18 protein-coding genes are annotated in these 17,346 nt (G+C 27.4%); all 18 read left to right on the top strand.

Annotated elements, in window-relative coordinates; translation table 11 throughout:
- Window positions 1-53: 53 nt before the first annotated feature.
- The 18 genes from flgM (at window position 54) to IC214_RS17555 (ending at window position 17,307) form a co-directional block, all read left to right on the top strand.
- Window positions 54-329, top strand: a complete 276-nt coding sequence (gene flgM / locus IC214_RS17640; RefSeq protein WP_227434647.1) for a flagellar biosynthesis anti-sigma factor FlgM — start codon at window positions 54-56, stop codon at window positions 327-329.
- 4 nt (window positions 330-333) lie between these two features.
- Window positions 334-750, top strand: a complete 417-nt coding sequence (locus IC214_RS17635; protein WP_227434648.1) for a flagellar protein FlgN — start codon at window positions 334-336, stop codon at window positions 748-750.
- A 17-nt stretch (window positions 751-767) separates the two neighbouring features.
- Window positions 768-2,078 carry a flagellar hook-associated protein FlgK gene (gene flgK / locus IC214_RS17630; RefSeq protein ID WP_227434649.1) on the top strand — a complete coding sequence of 437 codons (1,311 nt, stop codon included), beginning with the start codon at window positions 768-770 and terminating at the stop codon, window positions 2,076-2,078.
- Window positions 2,079-2,096: 18 nt separating this feature from the next.
- Window positions 2,097-3,029 (top strand): flagellar hook-associated protein FlgL, encoded by a 933-nt coding sequence (gene flgL, locus IC214_RS17625; RefSeq protein WP_227434650.1) that lies wholly within the window; start codon window positions 2,097-2,099, stop codon window positions 3,027-3,029.
- Between the two features lie 15 nt (window positions 3,030-3,044).
- Complete coding sequence (fliW, locus tag IC214_RS17620) at window positions 3,045-3,437, top strand: flagellar assembly protein FliW (protein ID WP_227434651.1); 393 nt, start codon at window positions 3,045-3,047, stop codon at window positions 3,435-3,437.
- Window positions 3,431-3,643: a carbon storage regulator CsrA gene (gene csrA, locus IC214_RS17615; protein WP_095892764.1), complete on the top strand. Its 213-nt coding sequence runs from the start codon at window positions 3,431-3,433 to the stop codon at window positions 3,641-3,643. The genes fliW and csrA overlap by 7 nt, the downstream gene beginning before the upstream one ends.
- Window positions 3,644-3,664: 21 nt before the next feature.
- Window positions 3,665-4,060: a flagellar export chaperone FliS gene (fliS, locus tag IC214_RS17610; RefSeq protein ID WP_227434652.1), complete on the top strand. Its 396-nt coding sequence runs from the start codon at window positions 3,665-3,667 to the stop codon at window positions 4,058-4,060.
- Entirely contained in the window at window positions 4,060-4,416 is a 357-nt protein-coding gene (gene fliS / locus IC214_RS17605) for a flagellar export chaperone FliS (RefSeq protein WP_227434653.1), read from the top strand. Before fliS (IC214_RS17610) ends, fliS (IC214_RS17605) begins: the two co-directional genes overlap by 1 nt.
- A 22-nt stretch (window positions 4,417-4,438) precedes the next feature.
- Window positions 4,439-5,962: a flagellar filament capping protein FliD gene (gene fliD / locus IC214_RS17600; RefSeq protein ID WP_227434654.1), complete on the top strand. Its 1,524-nt coding sequence runs from the start codon at window positions 4,439-4,441 to the stop codon at window positions 5,960-5,962.
- 2 nt (window positions 5,963-5,964) lie between these two features.
- A complete protein-coding gene (locus tag IC214_RS17595) occupies window positions 5,965-6,300 on the top strand; it encodes a flagellar protein FliT (RefSeq protein ID WP_227434655.1) in 336 nt (111 codons plus the stop codon).
- Between the two features lie 100 nt (window positions 6,301-6,400).
- Window positions 6,401-7,273, top strand: coding sequence for a flagellin (locus IC214_RS17590; RefSeq protein WP_227434656.1), 873 nt, complete (start codon window positions 6,401-6,403; stop codon window positions 7,271-7,273).
- Between the two features lie 91 nt (window positions 7,274-7,364).
- On the top strand, window positions 7,365-9,506 hold the full coding sequence (locus IC214_RS17585) for a glycosyltransferase (RefSeq protein WP_227434657.1): 2,142 nt from the start codon (window positions 7,365-7,367) through the stop codon (window positions 9,504-9,506).
- 24 nt (window positions 9,507-9,530) lie between these two features.
- Window positions 9,531-11,411 carry a bifunctional glycosyltransferase family 2 protein/class I SAM-dependent methyltransferase gene (locus tag IC214_RS17580; protein WP_227434658.1) on the top strand — a complete coding sequence of 627 codons (1,881 nt, stop codon included), beginning with the start codon at window positions 9,531-9,533 and terminating at the stop codon, window positions 11,409-11,411.
- Window positions 11,404-13,518 (top strand): glycosyltransferase family protein, encoded by a 2,115-nt coding sequence (locus tag IC214_RS17575; protein ID WP_227434659.1) that lies wholly within the window; start codon window positions 11,404-11,406, stop codon window positions 13,516-13,518. Before IC214_RS17580 ends, IC214_RS17575 begins: the two co-directional genes overlap by 8 nt.
- Before the next feature lie 8 nt (window positions 13,519-13,526).
- Window positions 13,527-14,522: a peptidoglycan bridge formation glycyltransferase FemA/FemB family protein gene (locus IC214_RS17570; RefSeq protein WP_227434660.1), complete on the top strand. Its 996-nt coding sequence runs from the start codon at window positions 13,527-13,529 to the stop codon at window positions 14,520-14,522.
- A 91-nt stretch (window positions 14,523-14,613) separates the two neighbouring features.
- Complete coding sequence (locus tag IC214_RS17565; RefSeq protein WP_227434661.1) at window positions 14,614-15,846, top strand: ATP-grasp domain-containing protein; 1,233 nt, start codon at window positions 14,614-14,616, stop codon at window positions 15,844-15,846.
- A gap of 19 nt (window positions 15,847-15,865) precedes the next feature.
- Window positions 15,866-16,810, top strand: a complete 945-nt coding sequence (locus IC214_RS17560; RefSeq protein ID WP_227866861.1) for an ornithine cyclodeaminase — start codon at window positions 15,866-15,868, stop codon at window positions 16,808-16,810.
- A gap of 89 nt (window positions 16,811-16,899) precedes the next feature.
- Window positions 16,900-17,307, top strand: coding sequence for a sugar 3,4-ketoisomerase (locus tag IC214_RS17555; RefSeq protein ID WP_227866860.1), 408 nt, complete (start codon window positions 16,900-16,902; stop codon window positions 17,305-17,307).
- Window positions 17,308-17,346 lie beyond the last annotated feature (39 nt).

The following is a 17,346-nucleotide window of genomic DNA, read 5'->3' as shown; positions in this document are numbered from 1 at the left end:
TTATTTTTTGAGCGATAACTAAATTATAAGTATGTAATTTTGGAGGTGAAAATATGGATATTAAAAATGTAAGTTCAAATATTGTAATAAATAATTATTTAAAGAATACATCAGGTGTAAAAAAAGTGGAAGAAGTTCAAAAAACTAGTAAAACAGACAAGATAGAGCTATCTAAATTTGCAAAGGAAATGGCAAGTGTATCAAATATGAGTGATGAGACTATTAGAAATAAAAAAATCGATGAAATAAAAAATGCATTGGAAAATGGAACTTACAAAATAAAACCAGAAGAAATTGCGAAAAAAATGATAGAGGATATGCGAGGATAAAGTCATGATTACAGACTTAAAAGTTATAATATATGAAGAAAAAAAGATACTTAGTAATATGATGGAATTATTAAAAGAGCAATTTGACTATATAGTTGCAAAAGATATAGAAAATTTAAATAGGTTAAATCCTAAATTAGAAGATATTAGTAGGGAACTTGCATCTATAGAGATAAAGAGAAGACAACTTTTTAATGAAGATATTTCAATGAGTGAAGTTGTTGAAAATAGTAATGATGAATATCTAAAAGAAATATATACAGATTTAAAGAACATTATTGCTTTGGCTAAAAATCAACAAGAGTCAAATGATTCTCTAATAAAGAAAGAACTTATCTTTACAAAAAAGATGATTAATTTTATAAAACCAATGGACAAACAAACTACAACTTATAATTCTTATGGAAATATTAGAAAATAGATATTAGGAGGAAAAATATGGCAGGATTATTTTCCATTTTAAATACAGCCAATTCAGGAATGAATGCACATCAAAAAGCAATACAGACGATTTCTCATAATATAAGTAATCTAGATACGGAAGGTTATTCTAGGCAAAGAACAGAATTTGCCACAAATAGCCCTATGTATATGCCTAGCTTGAACAATGCAATTGGGAGAGGTCAATTAGGTACAGGTGTACATGTAACAGATGTAACAAGAGCTAGAAATAGTTTTTATGATTATCAATTTAGAGCAGAAGCCCATAAATATGGTAAGACAGTTTCAAAGTATGACTATTATAATACTATAGAAACTATAATAAATGAACCATCGGATTATGGAATATCTGCAGGTATAGATGACTTTTTTAAAGGATGGGAATCATTAGCAAAAGATATAAATAGTGACAGTAAAAAAAGTCTCGTGGTAGAAAATGCATCAAATTTAGCAACTTTAATAAGTGAAAGTTATAAGAAGCTTGATAAGTTAAAAGGAGATATAGATGATAATATAAACTCTGAAATAAAACAGATAAATGATATGTTAAAAAGTCTTGAAGATTTGAATAAATCTATTGATGTTATATCTGGCTCAGGTTCTACTCCAAATGATTTACTTGATGAAAGAGATAGAATATTAGATGACTTAAGTTTTAAATTAGACCTTGAAAATGGTGATGTTAAAAATATGCTTGCAGATGGTAAATTAGAACTTAATGAATTAAAAAATCCAGATGGAACTTGGAAAACAGGTGTATCAGGAACTTTACAAGGGCTGTTTGAAATGCATGGTAAGATTGATACATATAAAAGCGATTTAAAAGATGTATCTGATGGATTAGCTAAACAGATAAATGATGTTTATAATACATCTGCTGGAATAACAGTAAGAGATTTTTTTGTAACTTCAAATGTAGCTGGTGAAGATATCATAAAGGTAAATCCAGCTATAAAGAGTAATCCAAATGAATTAAAGCTTACTGCTGATGAGGCTTCAAAGATTGCTAAATTAAAGGATGAAAAAATAGATATTGGGGTAGTTGGTGGAAAAGTAAGTACAATAAGTGACCACTATAAAGCTTTTGCAGAATCAGTAGGTTTAGATTCTAAAAAAGTAAATCAAGATGAAGTGAATCAACGTAAAATTATAAATAATATTGATAGCTCTCGAATGAGTGTTTCAGGAGTATCCTTAGATGAAGAAATGACAGAGCTTATAAAAGTACAACGTTCATATCAAGCCAGTGCAAAAGTTATGTCCACGGCTGTGCAACTATTGGATGTTGTAATAAATGGAATAATTTAATAGAAGGGGGAATTTATAATGAGAGTTAGTACAGGTATGATGTCTAGCAGTTATCTAAACTCGCTACAAGATAATCTACAAAGATTAGATAAGGTTAATAGACAAGTTAATACAACAAAAGAAATAAACAAACTATCCGATAATCCATATAAAGCAATAAAAATATTGAACTCAAAAAGTGAAATAAAAACTATGGAGACTTATGTTGAGAATTGTAAAGATACAGGAGATTGGTTAGAAACTACTGATACCGCATTAGATCAGCTTGGAAAACTATTATCAGATATAAAGAAAACTTTGGTGGCAAGTGGTGATGGTGCATATTCAGATGATGAACTAAAGACTCTTAGTAATGAAACTAATGAAAAAATGAAAGAAATTGCAAATGCTTTAAATGCAACACATGAAGGAAAGTACATATTTTCAGGCTCAAATACAGGTGTACCACCTGTTGAATGTATAGATAATGCTGACGGTTCAGTGAGTTTAAAGTTTAATTCTAGTCTAAATCTTAATAAATTAAATGACTCTTTGAGTATGGATATAGCTCAAGGGATAAGTGTAGATTATAACGTTAAATTGAGTAGTCTTGGATTTGACCCAACACAGGCTGACCCCTTTAAAGAGTTAAATAATATATCAAAAAAATTAGCAAATCCAGATGCGGATGCTATAAAAGAGCTGACAACAACTTGTTTAGGTGACATGGAACAACTAATAGAAAATACAGTGAATGTTAGGTCTATATATGGTACAAAAGCAAATACAGTAGAGGCTATGAAGGAAAAAAATAATGATAGTTTGATACAGTTAAAGGATATTCTGTCACAAAATGAAGAAATAGATTATGGAGAAAAACTTGTTCAATTAAAGGCAGCAGAATTAACTTATCAAGCTTCACTACAAACAGGAGGAAAGTTATTTAATGTATCTATATTAGATTACATATAGTAAAATAACGCAGATATGATGAAGGTTACATTAAAAAAAGGGATACTAGGATTTGAAAATTTAAGAGAATACAAGCTTTTAGATATAGAAGATAATGATATTTTAAAAGAGTTTAATTCTACCAAGGAAGATTGTATCGGATTTATTGTTGTATCCCCATTTGAAATTATTAAAGAATATGAGATAGTCCTAAATCAGGATACAATTGAAAAACTAGAAGTGAAATCTCCAAATGATATTATGTTATTGAACATAATCACTCTTGGACAGACGCTTGAAGAATCAACTGTGAACATGAAAGCTCCTATAGTAATAAATGTAAGAAATAATTTTGGAATGCAAATAATTTTACAGGATGAGAAATATTCAATAAGGCATCCATTACTGAGAGGTGATGGTGGATGCTAGTCATTTCAAGGAAAAAAGATGAAGCAGTACTTATAGGAGAGAACATAGAGGTCAAAGTTGTAGGAGTAGATGGAAATAATGTCAAACTAGCCATATCAGCTCCTAACAATATAAATATACTAAGAAAAGAAATATATGAGAAAGTAAAGAGTGAAAATATAAAGGCTACAAATAAAAATATAAAAATTTTAAAATCATTAAAATAAAATTCTTGGAGGAAGTAATATATGTATGGAGAAAACCCTTATAGTTCTTATAAGCAAAATGCTGTTTTTATGGCATCAAAGGAACAATTGTTGCTTATGCTTGTTGATGGGGCAGTAAAATATACAAAAATAGCCAGAGGAGCTATTGTAGATAAAAATACACAAAGAGCACATAGAGAGCTTATAAGAGTACAGGATATATTTACAGAATTAATGGTTACATTGGACCAAAATGCAGGACAATGGGCAAAAGATATGTACAAAGTTTATGATTTTGTAAGATATGAACTTTCAAGAGCCAATATTAGAAAAGACATTCAGATAATAGATAATGTGTTACCTGTAATAGAGCAAATTAAAGATACATGGCATGAAGCTGATAAAAAAAGCAAAGAAGAAAGAAGTAGGTATAAATAATGAATTTAAATTTAGATAAACTAAATGAGTTATCAAAAGAAGAACTACTATTAATGCTTGTAGATGCTACAGTAGAATATACTAATATATCAAGAGTAGCACTTTTAAATAAGGATTATTTGAAAGCACATAGTGAACTTGTGAGAGTTCAAAATATATTTACAGAATTAATGACTACATTAGACCAAAATGCAGGACAATGGGCAAAAGATATGTATAAGGTTTATGAGTTTATAAAAGCTGAATTAATAAGAGCTGATGTAAATAAGGAGATTAAAATAATTGATGAGATATTGCCAATAGTAGAACAGATTAGAGATACATGGCATGAAGTTTATAGTAAATTAGAAGTATAATTATGGATGGGGGGATAAATATATGTCAAGTATAAGTCCTATAAGAGTTACAGGCCTTTCAGGAAATTTTGATATGGAAGGTATAATAGAAGCTAGTATGACAAGAGATAAGGAAAAAGTTGATAAAGCGAAACAGGATCAACAAATAGTTAAATGGAAACAAGAAATATATAGAAATATTATACAGGAATCAAAGGATCTTTATGATAAGTATTTAAGTATAGAATCTCCTAACAGTATAGTAAGTAAAAATGCATACTCTGCTACAAGAATAACTAGCTCTGATGAAAGCATTATAGTAGCAAAAGGGTCAGCTGGTGCAGAGAAAATAAATTATCAATTTGCAGTTTCTCAAATGGCTGAACCAGCAAAAGTGACTATTAAGTTAAACTCAAGTGACCCTATTGTTCAACAATTCCCACCAAATGCTAGTGGAGCTAGTTCTTTAACTATAGGTGGTGTAAATGTACCAATATCTGAACAAGATACTACAAGTACTATTGTAAGTAAGATAAATTCACTTTGTGCAGATAGCGATATAAAGGCTTCTTATAGCGAGATGACAGGTGAATTGATTATTTCGAGAAAACAGACTGGTTCGTCATCAGATCTTGATTTAAAAGTAACTGGAAATGATAATTTAGCTCAGCAAATTGCTACTGATAATGGTATTACATTTGGAACTGATACTAGTGGAAGTAAATTTGCAGTGGTACATGGAAAAAATCTAGAAGCTGATGTAACTGATGAACAAGGAAGAGTAACACATATAAGTAAAGAACAGAACTCATTTAAAATAGATAATATTGATTACAATGTAAATTCAAAAGGAAATGCTAAACTAGTTTCTGTTACTGATACTGAAGAAGCTACTAAAAATATGAAGGCATTTGTAGATGACTATAATAAGTTGATGGATAAGGTTTATGGACTAGTTACTACTAAAAAGCCAAAAGATTATCCACCTCTTACAGATGACCAAAAAGAAGATATGACAACTGAAGAAATAGAAAAATGGGAAAAAAAGGCTAAAGAAGGTATACTTAGAAACGATGATGAATTAAGAGCTTTTGTTGAAGAGATTCAATCTGCATTTTTTGGAGATGGGAAAAATATTTCTGTATTAAGTAAATTAGGTATCAATGAACATGAGAATTATAATAAAAAAGGTCAAATATCATTTAATGCAGATGCTTTTTCAAAAGCACTTATAGATGATAGTGACAAGGTGTACAAAACTTTAGCTGGATATTCTTCAAATTATGATGATAAGGGAATGTTTGAAAAACTGAAAGATATCGTATATGATTATTCAGGAAGTTCATTTTCTAAATTTGTTAAAAAATCAGGTATAGAAAAGACTTCTTCTGCCAGTGAAAATGTGTATTCAAAACAAATTGCAGAGCAAGAAAAAAATATAAACAGACTAGTTGAAAAAATGAATGATAAAGAGAAAAGACTTTATGCTAAATATTCAGCTTTGGAGTCTTTATTAAATCAATATTCTTCCCAAATGAACTATTTCTCACAAGCACAAGGTAATTAGTTATGGATAAATTAGAAGAAAAAATAAACTTATATAAAGATATATCTTTACAAATTATAACCTTGATTGAAAAAGAGGAGTATAAAAATATAAGTAATAGATTAAATGAGAGACAAAATATTATAAATAGTATAAGTGAAGTGGATAAAAATGACTTTATACAGTTTTATAATGATATGGAATTAATTGAAATTGATGATAGAATAAGAAATTCTTTACAAGAACAATTGTCAGAAGTAAAAAAAGAGTTACATGAGTACAAGCTTACTAAACAAGTAAACACAATGTATTATAGCTTAAATAGAGAAAAAGTAAATATTTTTAATAAAAAAGTATAAAGTTATAGGTTAACTTGTCCGATGATATAATTGAAGAATTAATATAAAGGTTAAAAGTAGAAATGACAAGGATGTCAACTATACTAAGGAGGGTAAAATAATGAGAGTTAATACAAATGTAAGTGCTTTGGTAGCAAATAATCAAATGGGAAGAAACGTAAATGCGCAAAGTAAGTCTATGGAGAAGTTATCTTCTGGGGTTAGAATAAAGAGAGCTGCTGATGATGCTGCTGGACTTGCAATATCTGAGAAAATGAGAGCTCAAATAAAAGGTTTAGACCAAGCAGGAAGAAACGTTCAAGATGGTATATCTGTTGTACAAACAGCAGAGGGTGCATTAGAAGAGACTGGAAACATACTACAAAGAATGAGAACTTTATCAGTACAATCTTCAAATGAAACTAATAATGCTGAAGAAAGAGAAAAAATAGCTAATGAGTTATCACAACTAAAAGATGAAGTTGAAAGAATATCAAGTTCAACAGAGTTTAATGGTAAGAAACTACTTGATGGAAGTTCTACAGAGGTAAGATTACAAGTTGGAGCTAACTATGGAACAAATGTTGCAGGTACATCTTATAATAACAATGAAATAAAAGTTGCACTAGTAAACACTGCAAGTATAATGAGTTCAGCTGGAATAACTAGTTCTACAATAGCAAGTATGAATGTAGATGGAACTTCAGGAACTGAGGCAGCTAAACAAATGGTATCTAGCTTAGATGCAGCTCTTAAAGAATTAAATACATCAAGAGCAAAATTAGGGGCACAACAAAATAGACTAGAGTCAACTCAAACTAACTTGAGTAATACTTTAGAAAATGTTACAGCTGCTGAATCAAGAATAAGAGATACAGATGTAGCTTCAGAAATGGTTAACTTATCTAAAATGAATATATTAGTTCAAGCATCACAATCAATGCTTGCTCAAGCTAATCAACAGCCACAAGGAGTTTTACAATTATTAGGATAAAATAATTTTGTATATTGGATAGAGAAGAAGAGTAGGGCTTTGCTTTACTCTTTTCTTTTTTAGAAAATATAGCTTTGAAAGGAAAATATATATGTTACTTAGTATAGTCATGATTGTCAAAAATGAAGAGAAGATACTTGAAAAAACTTTAAAATCATTAACCACATTAAGAAACTCTATAGACAGTGAACTTATAATAGTCGATACAGGTTCTACAGATGACACTATAAAAATATCTAGAAAATACACAGAGAAGGTATATGTTCATAATTGGAATAATGATTTTTCTAGTATGAGAAACATATCAATATCATATGCCAAGGGTGAATGGCTACTTATATTAGATGCAGATGAAATACTAATTGATTCTTCAACTATTGTAAGATTTTTTAAAGATGGACTTGATAAAAAATTTAATTCTGCATCTATACAATTAAAAAATCTTTATTCATATGATAAAAAATCATATGGATATTGTTCAGTACTTAGACTTTTCAAGAATGTTGATTTTAAATACCATGGGAAAGTTCATGAACAACCAATGTACAAAAATCCTATATTTAATAATATTGCTGACTTTGAACATTATGGATATTTGTTTGAAGATGAAGAAATAAGGTTAAATAAAGTAAAAAGAAATGAAAAATTATTGTTTGAAGAGTTAAAAGAGGATGAGAGATCTCCATATATAAATTACCAATTAGGGAAAAATTTTATTATATTAGGAAAATATCAAGAGGCTTTAGATTATCTTGAGAAGTCTTATGAATTATACTCTAAACTAGAATCGGCACCTGGTTACTTGATAACAAGCCTTGTAAAAACATATTTATACTTAGGAAAACATAAGAAATGTGAAAAATTATGTTTAAAGTATATCAAGAAAGATATGAATAATATTGATATATATTATTATGTTGCACGAGCACAAGTTGATTTAGGTAAATACGAGAATAGTATAGATTCGTACAAGAGATATATTTATCTGTTAGATAATTATGAAATAAGTACACAAGCAAATAGCTTATTTTCAGATACTGATACTGTAGGGCTTAGAGATGAGGCTATTATTACATTGATAAAGGTCTATTATAAGCTTGAAAAATATGATTTAGTGATTTCAGAATATGATAATATTGAAGATATAGAAAAAAAGAAAAATGTGTATTTTAGCTTATTTATGTCCTTATATAAATTGAATAGATTTGAAGATATAAAAAACTATTATAAGGAAATTCCAAATTCTAAAGTTGAAAGAAATAGTTTTTATAGAAATATAGAAGAATTTATAAATAATATAAAAGATGATGAAAAAGAGGCTGTATATAAAAGCTTTTGTGATATTGAAGGTAATTATGGACTTTTAAATCAGATAAGAATAAATAAACATGTATCTGTAGATACATGCAAAGAAATACTAAATGAAGAGAAAGAAATAATTTATGCATGTATTATAAAAATAGCTTTTGAAGAAAAAATTGATTTACTAGATATTTTTTATGATATGGAATATGTTTGGATAGAGAAATATCTAAAATATCTTTTAGCATTGGAAAGAAGTTTTAATTTAGAATTATATAAGTACATAATTAGTCGTCCAAACACATCAGAAATAGAAAAGATAAGAGTATATAAAGTTATATCGAAAGTAGTTTTAGAAAATATTAGTTTAAGTGATGAAAAGTATAAGGATATTTTTTATATTTATATAATGTACTCTTATAAATATATAAAATACATATATAGTAATCTAAGTGATTTTGAATTAATAAAGTTTGTGTGTAATGATTTAGATAAATTTACTATAGAATTTAAGAATCTACTTGATACTAAGAACAAAATAAATGATACTAATGAAAAATTAGAATATATAAATAATATGAGTAAATTACTAAATGAATATCCTTTTTATAACAAAATAATAAAAATACTTATAAATGAATTAGAAGAAAATATAAAAGAAAGTCAAGAATTTAAAGAATTAAAAGATAGATTTATTATTAGTATAGAAAATATGATTGAAAATGGCAAAATAAATGATGCAAAATTATTGGTAGAAGACTATTCAAAAACATTTGTAGATGATGTCAAAATTTTAAATATAAAAGGGATTTTATATATGTTTGAAAATAAACTTGAGAAAGCTGATTTTATGTTAAAAAAGGCGTTATCATTAGATGTAGAAAATGAGGATACTATATATAATATAGAATACCTAAAAAGTTTAAAATAAATTTAAAAATAGGAGACTTAGAGAATGAGCATACCAATAACCGTTAATGAAGAATCTAAAAATATAATAAAAGATTGGCAATATACGTTTGCAAATGAAGATATAAAATTTACCAGTATAATAATATTGACATATAATCAAATAGAATATACCAAATTATGCATTGAAAGTATTAGAAAATTTACGCCAAAAAATAAATATGAAATAATAATAATTGATAATAACTCTTCAGATGAAACAGTGGATTGGCTAAAGGAACAATCAGATATAAAATCTGTATATAATAATAAAAACTTAGGGTTTCCAAAAGGGTGCAACCAAGGTATTGAGTTAGCTAAGGGTGAAAACATATTATTATTAAATAATGATGTAATAGTTACTCCTAATTGGCTTTATAATTTGAATAAAGCTTTATGGTCACAAGATAATATAGGAGCTGTGGGTCCAATAACAAATGCATGCTCATATTATCAACAAATTGATGTGGATTACAAATCAATTGAGGATATGTTTATATTTGCACAAAAAATAAATAAATCTAACATCAATTCATGGAAATATAGAGTTAAATTAGTTGGTTTCTGTATGTTAATAAAGAAATCTGTAGTAGATAATGTAGGTGTTTTAGATGAGCTATTTACACCTGGAAATTTTGAAGATGATGATTTATCTTTTAGAATGTTAGAAGAAGGATACAAATTATTATTATGCCAGGATACTTTTATACACCATTTTGGAAGTGTATCTTTTAAAGAAAATCGTAATAAATACACAGATATAATGGATATTAATAGAAGAAAATTTGAGACTAAATGGGGCTTTAATCCAGAATACAGTGGAATGATACGAACTGACTTAATTTCTGAAATAGATTGTAATGTAGAGAAAAATATCAATGTTTTAGAAATAGGTTGTGGTTTAGGAGCTACTCTTTTAGAAATAAAAAATATATATAAAAATTCATCCATATATGGAATAGAAATAAGTGAATCAGCAGGTAAATTAGCAAAAAACACTGGAGAGGTACTGATAGCAGACATAGAAAAAGTACAATTAGATTATAATAAAAATTTCTTCGATTATATAATATTGGGAGATGTACTTGAACATTTAGTTAATCCATGGAAGATAGTCAATGACCTAAAGAGATATCTAAAGAAGGATGGTCATTTGATATCAAGTATACCAAATATTATGCATGTGTCCGTTTTAAGAAACCTTGTACAAGGTAATTTTACATATACTGATTCAGGAATTTTGGATAGGACTCACTTAAGATTTTTTACATTAAATGAGATAATAAGAATGTTTAATGATAGTAATTACATAATAGATAGTATTAGTGCTACTAGAATGAGGCTTTCAGAGGATGACAATAGATTCATCGATACAATGTGTAAAGAAAGCCATAAAGATATGAGAGAACAATATGAGTGTTATCAATATATAGTAAAAGCTTCTAACTGTGTAGATACTAGAAGATATTCTAGCGTTAGTATGGTTAATTTAAAATATGCTTTAATGAGAATTGATAATGAGTTAGATGTGGATGATAATTTAAGTTATATATTTGATAATTATAATATAACTGAACAATGTTTTATTGATGATATTGAATATTTAGTTGATATGTTTTCAATAAATAAGACAACTATACTAAATAGATTGGGTGCTGAGGCATTTAATAGAGGTCTGGGTGATTTTAGCATAAGTATGTTTATGATGGCTTTAAATATAGATAGAGATAACATTGACACAATATACAATATAACTACTGTATTGTGTGATTTAAAAGAATTTGAAATTGCTTATGACTTAATTAAGAATAGTAGTGAGAAAGTACAGAGTGAAAGTGATATACAAGATATACTTTATTTTATTGAAGGAAGAAAGAAATATGAATAATGAAAAGCTATGTTTTATAACCTGTGTAAATGATGAAAGACTTTATGAGGAATGTCTTGTATATATAAATAGTCTAGATATTCCAAAAGATTTTAGTATAGAAACAATTGCTTTGAGAGGAGCTAATTCAATTTCATCTGCTTATAATAAAGCTATGAGAGAAGTAGATGCTAAATATAAGGTATATTTACATCAAGATACATTTATAATTAATAAAAACTTTATATATGATATTTTAGATATATTTAATAAAAATATTGATGTAGGAATGATTGGTGTAGCTGGAGTGAAAGACATACCTGTAAGTGGAGTTTGGTGGGATTCTAATAATAAAGTGGGGAAAGTATATGATAGTCATACAGGTAGAATGGATATTTATGAATTTAATAGCTTTGAAGGAGATTTTGATACAGTCATGGCTATAGATGGATTAATTATGATTACTCAGTATGATATATTATGGAGAGAAGATAAATTTGATGGATGGCATTTTTATGATTTGTCACAAAGTATGGAATTTAAGCAAAATAACTACAAGGTTATTGTACCAAAACAAGATAAACCTTGGTGCATGCATGACTCTGGGATAGCAAATATAAGTAATGGCTATGATGAATATAGACTAAAATTTGTAAAAGAGTACATAAAACTTGATTTAGAAAGAGAAGATTTTTATGAATTTGATAAAGATAAGGCCTGTACTATACTTAATAAAAACAAGTATGTAACAGAGTGTTTAAAAGAAGGAATTGAGCAACAATTAAAATTAAAGAACTATAATGCTGTTTTAGACATTGTTTCTAAAATTGCTCGTTTTTCTGTTTTTAATCATACTGGTTTGTATTCTTGTGAAAAATGCGAAAGAGCATTGTTAGAATGTGCCAATAATTTACCTGATGTAGAAAATATAAAGTTATTTACGAAAAAAGATTTAAAAAGAAGAAAGGTATTACATGTTTTAAGTGAGGGGTATTCAACAGGAGGTCATACAAGAGTAGTTAAAAATTGGATTGAAAGTGACAAAGATTCTGTTCATTCAATTATAACTACATGGCAATCAGAGACATTGCCAGATTGGTTATTAAAAGCAACAGATGAGAGTGGTGGTGAAATTATATCTTTGGATTCAGTCTCAGATGATTATTTAAAAAGAGCTATGGCTTTAAGAACAATAGCCTATGATTGGGCTGATATAGTTGTTTTATATGTTCATATGTGGGATACAATACCAGTTGTTGCTTTTGGAATTGATGGAAAAATACCCATTTTACATGTTAATCATTATGATAGTACTTTTTGGTTAGGAGCAAGTACTGCAGATATTGTTATTGATTTTAGCGAAGTTAGTCAATCAATTACTTTGAATAAAAGAGGTGTAGATAAATCTGAAATATTGCCAATTCCATTAATAGAAAAAGAAGTTTTTTCAAAATCTAAAATTAGAAAGCAATATAATTTGGATGATGATGTGACAATAATATTAACTATTGCTAGTGAAAGAAAATACAATAGTGTAAATGATATTAATTACTTTAAGATTGCTAAGACATTAATTGAAAATACAGATAATACAATTATTATTGTTGTAGGAGTTGATACAGATAATATCTATTGGAAAACTCTAAGTAATGTTACAAATAATAGAATTCTATGCTTTGGGACTGCGAAGAATATAGATGATTTCTACAGAATTTCAGACATATATTTAGAATCTTTTATGGTAGGAAGCCATACTTCAAAATTAGATGCAATTTTATATGGTTTAATTCCTGTTAAATTTAAAAATGAAGTTTCACCAATTTTCACAAATATGTGGGATTTTATAGATAAATTTGATTATAACAATATCAAAGAGGTTGTAGATATGATAAAAAGATACAATGCTAATGAATTTGATAGGAATGATCTAAAAGAAAAACAATTAGAAATAAAACATTTTGTTATGAATAAACATTGTGTTGAAATAAAAAACTATATAGACAAAATATACAGTGAGGCTAATTATCATAAAGTTAAGTATGATTTACATAAAAATGATGAAATCGAAGATTATCAATTTTTTGTAGCTTTATATGGTTATATGGTAGAAAATAAAAAAATGTTATAGGTGATAAAATGAACAATATTCATATTAATAAATTTGAAAAAAGTTGTGAAAAGAACTGGGATTATTTTGTAGAAAATAAATCTATAAATGGTACATTTCTGCAAACTAGAAATTTCCTTAATTATCATAAAGAGGGAAAATTCTCTGACCACTCATTAGTAATATATAAAGGTGAAGAAATACTCGCAGTTGTGCCTGCATGTGAAATTTATGAAAATGGTGAAAAAATATTTTTTTCTCATTTAGGAAGCACCTTTGGGGGCATTATAATAAGAAGTGGTTTTAATGATATTAGGCATGTAAATGCCATTACAAATGAGTTAGAAATGTATTTACAAGAACAAAATTTTAATAAAGTATATTTAAAAAATACATCAAGAATATTTTGTAAGGAAGATACTTCATTACTAGAGTATTTTCTATTTAAGAATAATTACATGTTTTATGATGAACTAAATATGTTTTTAGAGTTGAATAAGTATAAAGAAGATATATTAGCCAATTTTAGATATAGTAAAAGAAGATATTTTAAATATTCTTTGAAGAACAATCTTACCTTTAAAAGACTACATGGTGATAAAGATATAGTATATTTTTTTGATTTACTTTCTAATTGTTTAGATAGTAAAGGAGCTAAAGTAATACATTCAATAGAAGAACTTTTGGAGTTTAAAAATAATAGATTAAGAGATATTGTGGAATTTTATGCAGTATATATTGATGACATTATGATTTGTGGAAGTATGGTATTTAACTTTCAAGAAAGAGTTTATCATACTCAATATCTAGCATCAAACTCAAAGTATAATAAATATTATCCAATGATATTTTTATACTATAATCTAATAAAAAATGCCTTAGAGAGAAATTTTAAGTATCTTTCTTTTGGAATTAGCACTCTAAATAGAGGAAAATATTTAGATGAAGGTCTAGCTACATTTAAAGAAGGTTTTGGATCGAGTGCAATCTGTAACAGAACATACTATAAAAGTATAAATAAGTGATAATTATGATTTATAGAGTTTATAGAATATAGTAAATATCTAGTATTATAATTTTACATAAAAGTAATTAACTTATAAAGAAGGTTTGTATATGAAAAGATTAATGATTTTAGGCTCAATTAAGTATTTTGAGAATATTGTTATGTCAGCTAAAAAAGAAGGAATATACACAATTGTTTGTGATAATAGAATTGATACTCCTGCAAAAAAAGTTTGTGATGAAGCAATAGATGTTGATGTATTTGATTTTGATAAAATAAAAAATATAGCCATAGATAAAAAGATAGATGGAATTTTGACTGGATTTACAGATTCTTTAATGAAACCATATGTTTATATTGCAAATGAATTAAATTTACCATGTGTGATTTCTTGCAATCAACTTGAGTCTGTAACTAATAAGGCTGTTATGAAAAAATATTTTAAAAACAATGGAATACCTACAACTGATTATTGTATTCTTGAAAGTTTAAAAGATTTAGAAAAAATACAAGGGTTAAATTTTCCGCTTGTAATAAAACCTGTTGATGGTTATGGTTCAAGAGGTGTATATTTTGTATCAAATATAGAGGAATTAATAGAAAAATTTAAATATTCTAGGGAAATTTCACAAGATGGAAAAGTAATAATTGAAGAATTTTATGAAAGTGAGGAAATACAAGGACTAGCTTGGGTCTACAATGGAGAGTCACATGTATTTTATATCGGAGATAGAGAACTTGTAAATATACATGTAGGGAGAGCTGGAAAGCCAGACAGATTACTATATCCATCAAAGTATTGTTTTCAGTATGAAGAAGAAATAAAATCGATATATCAAAAGATAACAGAGGCTTTTAATATAAAGAATGGACCTCTTTATGTTCAGATGCTAGTGGGGGAAGATGGAATAAAGGTATCTGAAGTTATGCCAAGATTACCTGGAGGATGTGATTATTTAGCAATTTCACAGATAACAGATTTAGATATAGGAAGGCTATTTGCAAATTTTAGTGTGAATAATGACATAGATTTTAATGAAATAAAAAAATATAATATGCATTTATCAAAGTGTGCATACGCATTACCAATATACATAAGGCCTGGAACAATAAAGACGATAAATAATATAGATAAAATAGAAAAATTAGATTATGTAACTCAATTTCTATTACTAGTAAAAGACGGAGATACAATAGGATTATATGAGGATGAGAGACAGGATTGTGGAAGAATTTATGGAATAGCAAATAATATATTTGATGCAAATATAAAGAAGAAATATATTCATGAAATGATAGAAATACTTGATGAGAATAATGAGAATATGATAGAAAATTTTTAAATAAGGGAGCATGGTAGATATGAAGTTAATAACTCATGAACAAATTATGTCATTGAATATATCTCAGAAGCAAGGATATGAGTGGATAAAAGAATCATTTTTAACAAAAAAAGATTGTCAATTACCACCAAAAATAAGTATGGTAGAACAAGGGCATGTATTTTACAATATAATGCCATCTTTAAATCATAATCATATGATTGGTGGAATAAAAATGGTTACAAGATTACCAGGAAGAAATCCAAGTTTAAATTCAGATATATTTCTATATGATATGAAGAATGCTAAGCTAAAGGCTATTTTAGATGGTAATTATATTACAGCCTTTAGGACTGCTGCTGTGGCTGCTCTCGCGATTGATACTTTTGCTAAAAAAGACTTTAATACTATTGCTATTATGGGGTTAGGAGTAACTGCTTCTTCTATAATGAATATGCTTTTGTATACCCTTAAAAATATGAATATAAATATAAAGTTGCTTAGATATAAAGACCAAGCACAGTCGTTTGTACAAAAATATAAGGATAATGACCAGTTTAGTTTTAAGATATGTGATACACATAAAGAACTCATTATGGATTCAGATGTGGTAATTTCAACTGTTACATATACAGATGAATACCTTTCAGAATTTGAATGGTTTAAAAAAGGTGCTTTACTATTACCTGTACATGTTATGGGCTTTGGAAATGTAGATTATTTATTTGATAAAGTATATTTAGACGATTATAATCATTTGAAACATCTGGAAAATATAGATAAATACAAGTATTCATGTGAATTTCATGATGTTTTAAGTAAACAAGCACAAGGAAGAGAACTTGATGACGAGAGAATAGTGTCTTACAATATAGGCCTATCAATACATGATATATTATTTGCAAGTAAAATCTATGAATTATGTGAAACTCTAAATTGTGAGGAGATAGACTTAAAAGAGCCAAAGGACAAATATTGGATGTAGTATATTTTTTATTAACGAGAATTTATTGTAAATTAAAATATGAAGTAATATCTTATTAAAAAGTTATTATAAACAGGGTAGGGACATTTATGGAAAAGTACAATTTAATTAAGTTTGAATCTATTGGAAGTGAGTACGTAGGAAGTTTAATTGCATTAGAATCAAATAAGGCTATACCTTTTGATATAAAGAGAGTGTATTACATATATGATGTACCACATCGTGTAAGGAGAGGTTTTCATGCTCATAAAACTTTAGAGCAAGTGTTAGTTTGCCTAAATGGAAGTGTTAAGATAAGATGTTTTGATGGTGTGAGAGATACAACCATTGTTCTAAATAGAAATGATGTGGGACTGTATATAGGACCAGGGGTATGGCATGAAATGTTTGATTTTGATGAGAAAACTGTTTTAATTTCAATAGCTTCTGAATACTATAATGAAGATGATTATATCAGAGATTATGAAGAGTTTTTAAAATACATAGATATTATCTAGTTACTATGCATACAGATATCTTATTAATTAAATGAATTT

It is taken from the genome of Clostridioides sp. ES-S-0190-01 (assembly GCF_020658275.1).
In the GTDB taxonomy this organism is placed as follows: Bacteria; Bacillota; Clostridia; order Peptostreptococcales; family Peptostreptococcaceae; genus Clostridioides.
The sequence above is the reverse complement of the archived record's forward strand: the minus strand, read 5'-3'. Positions and strand labels throughout refer to the sequence as shown.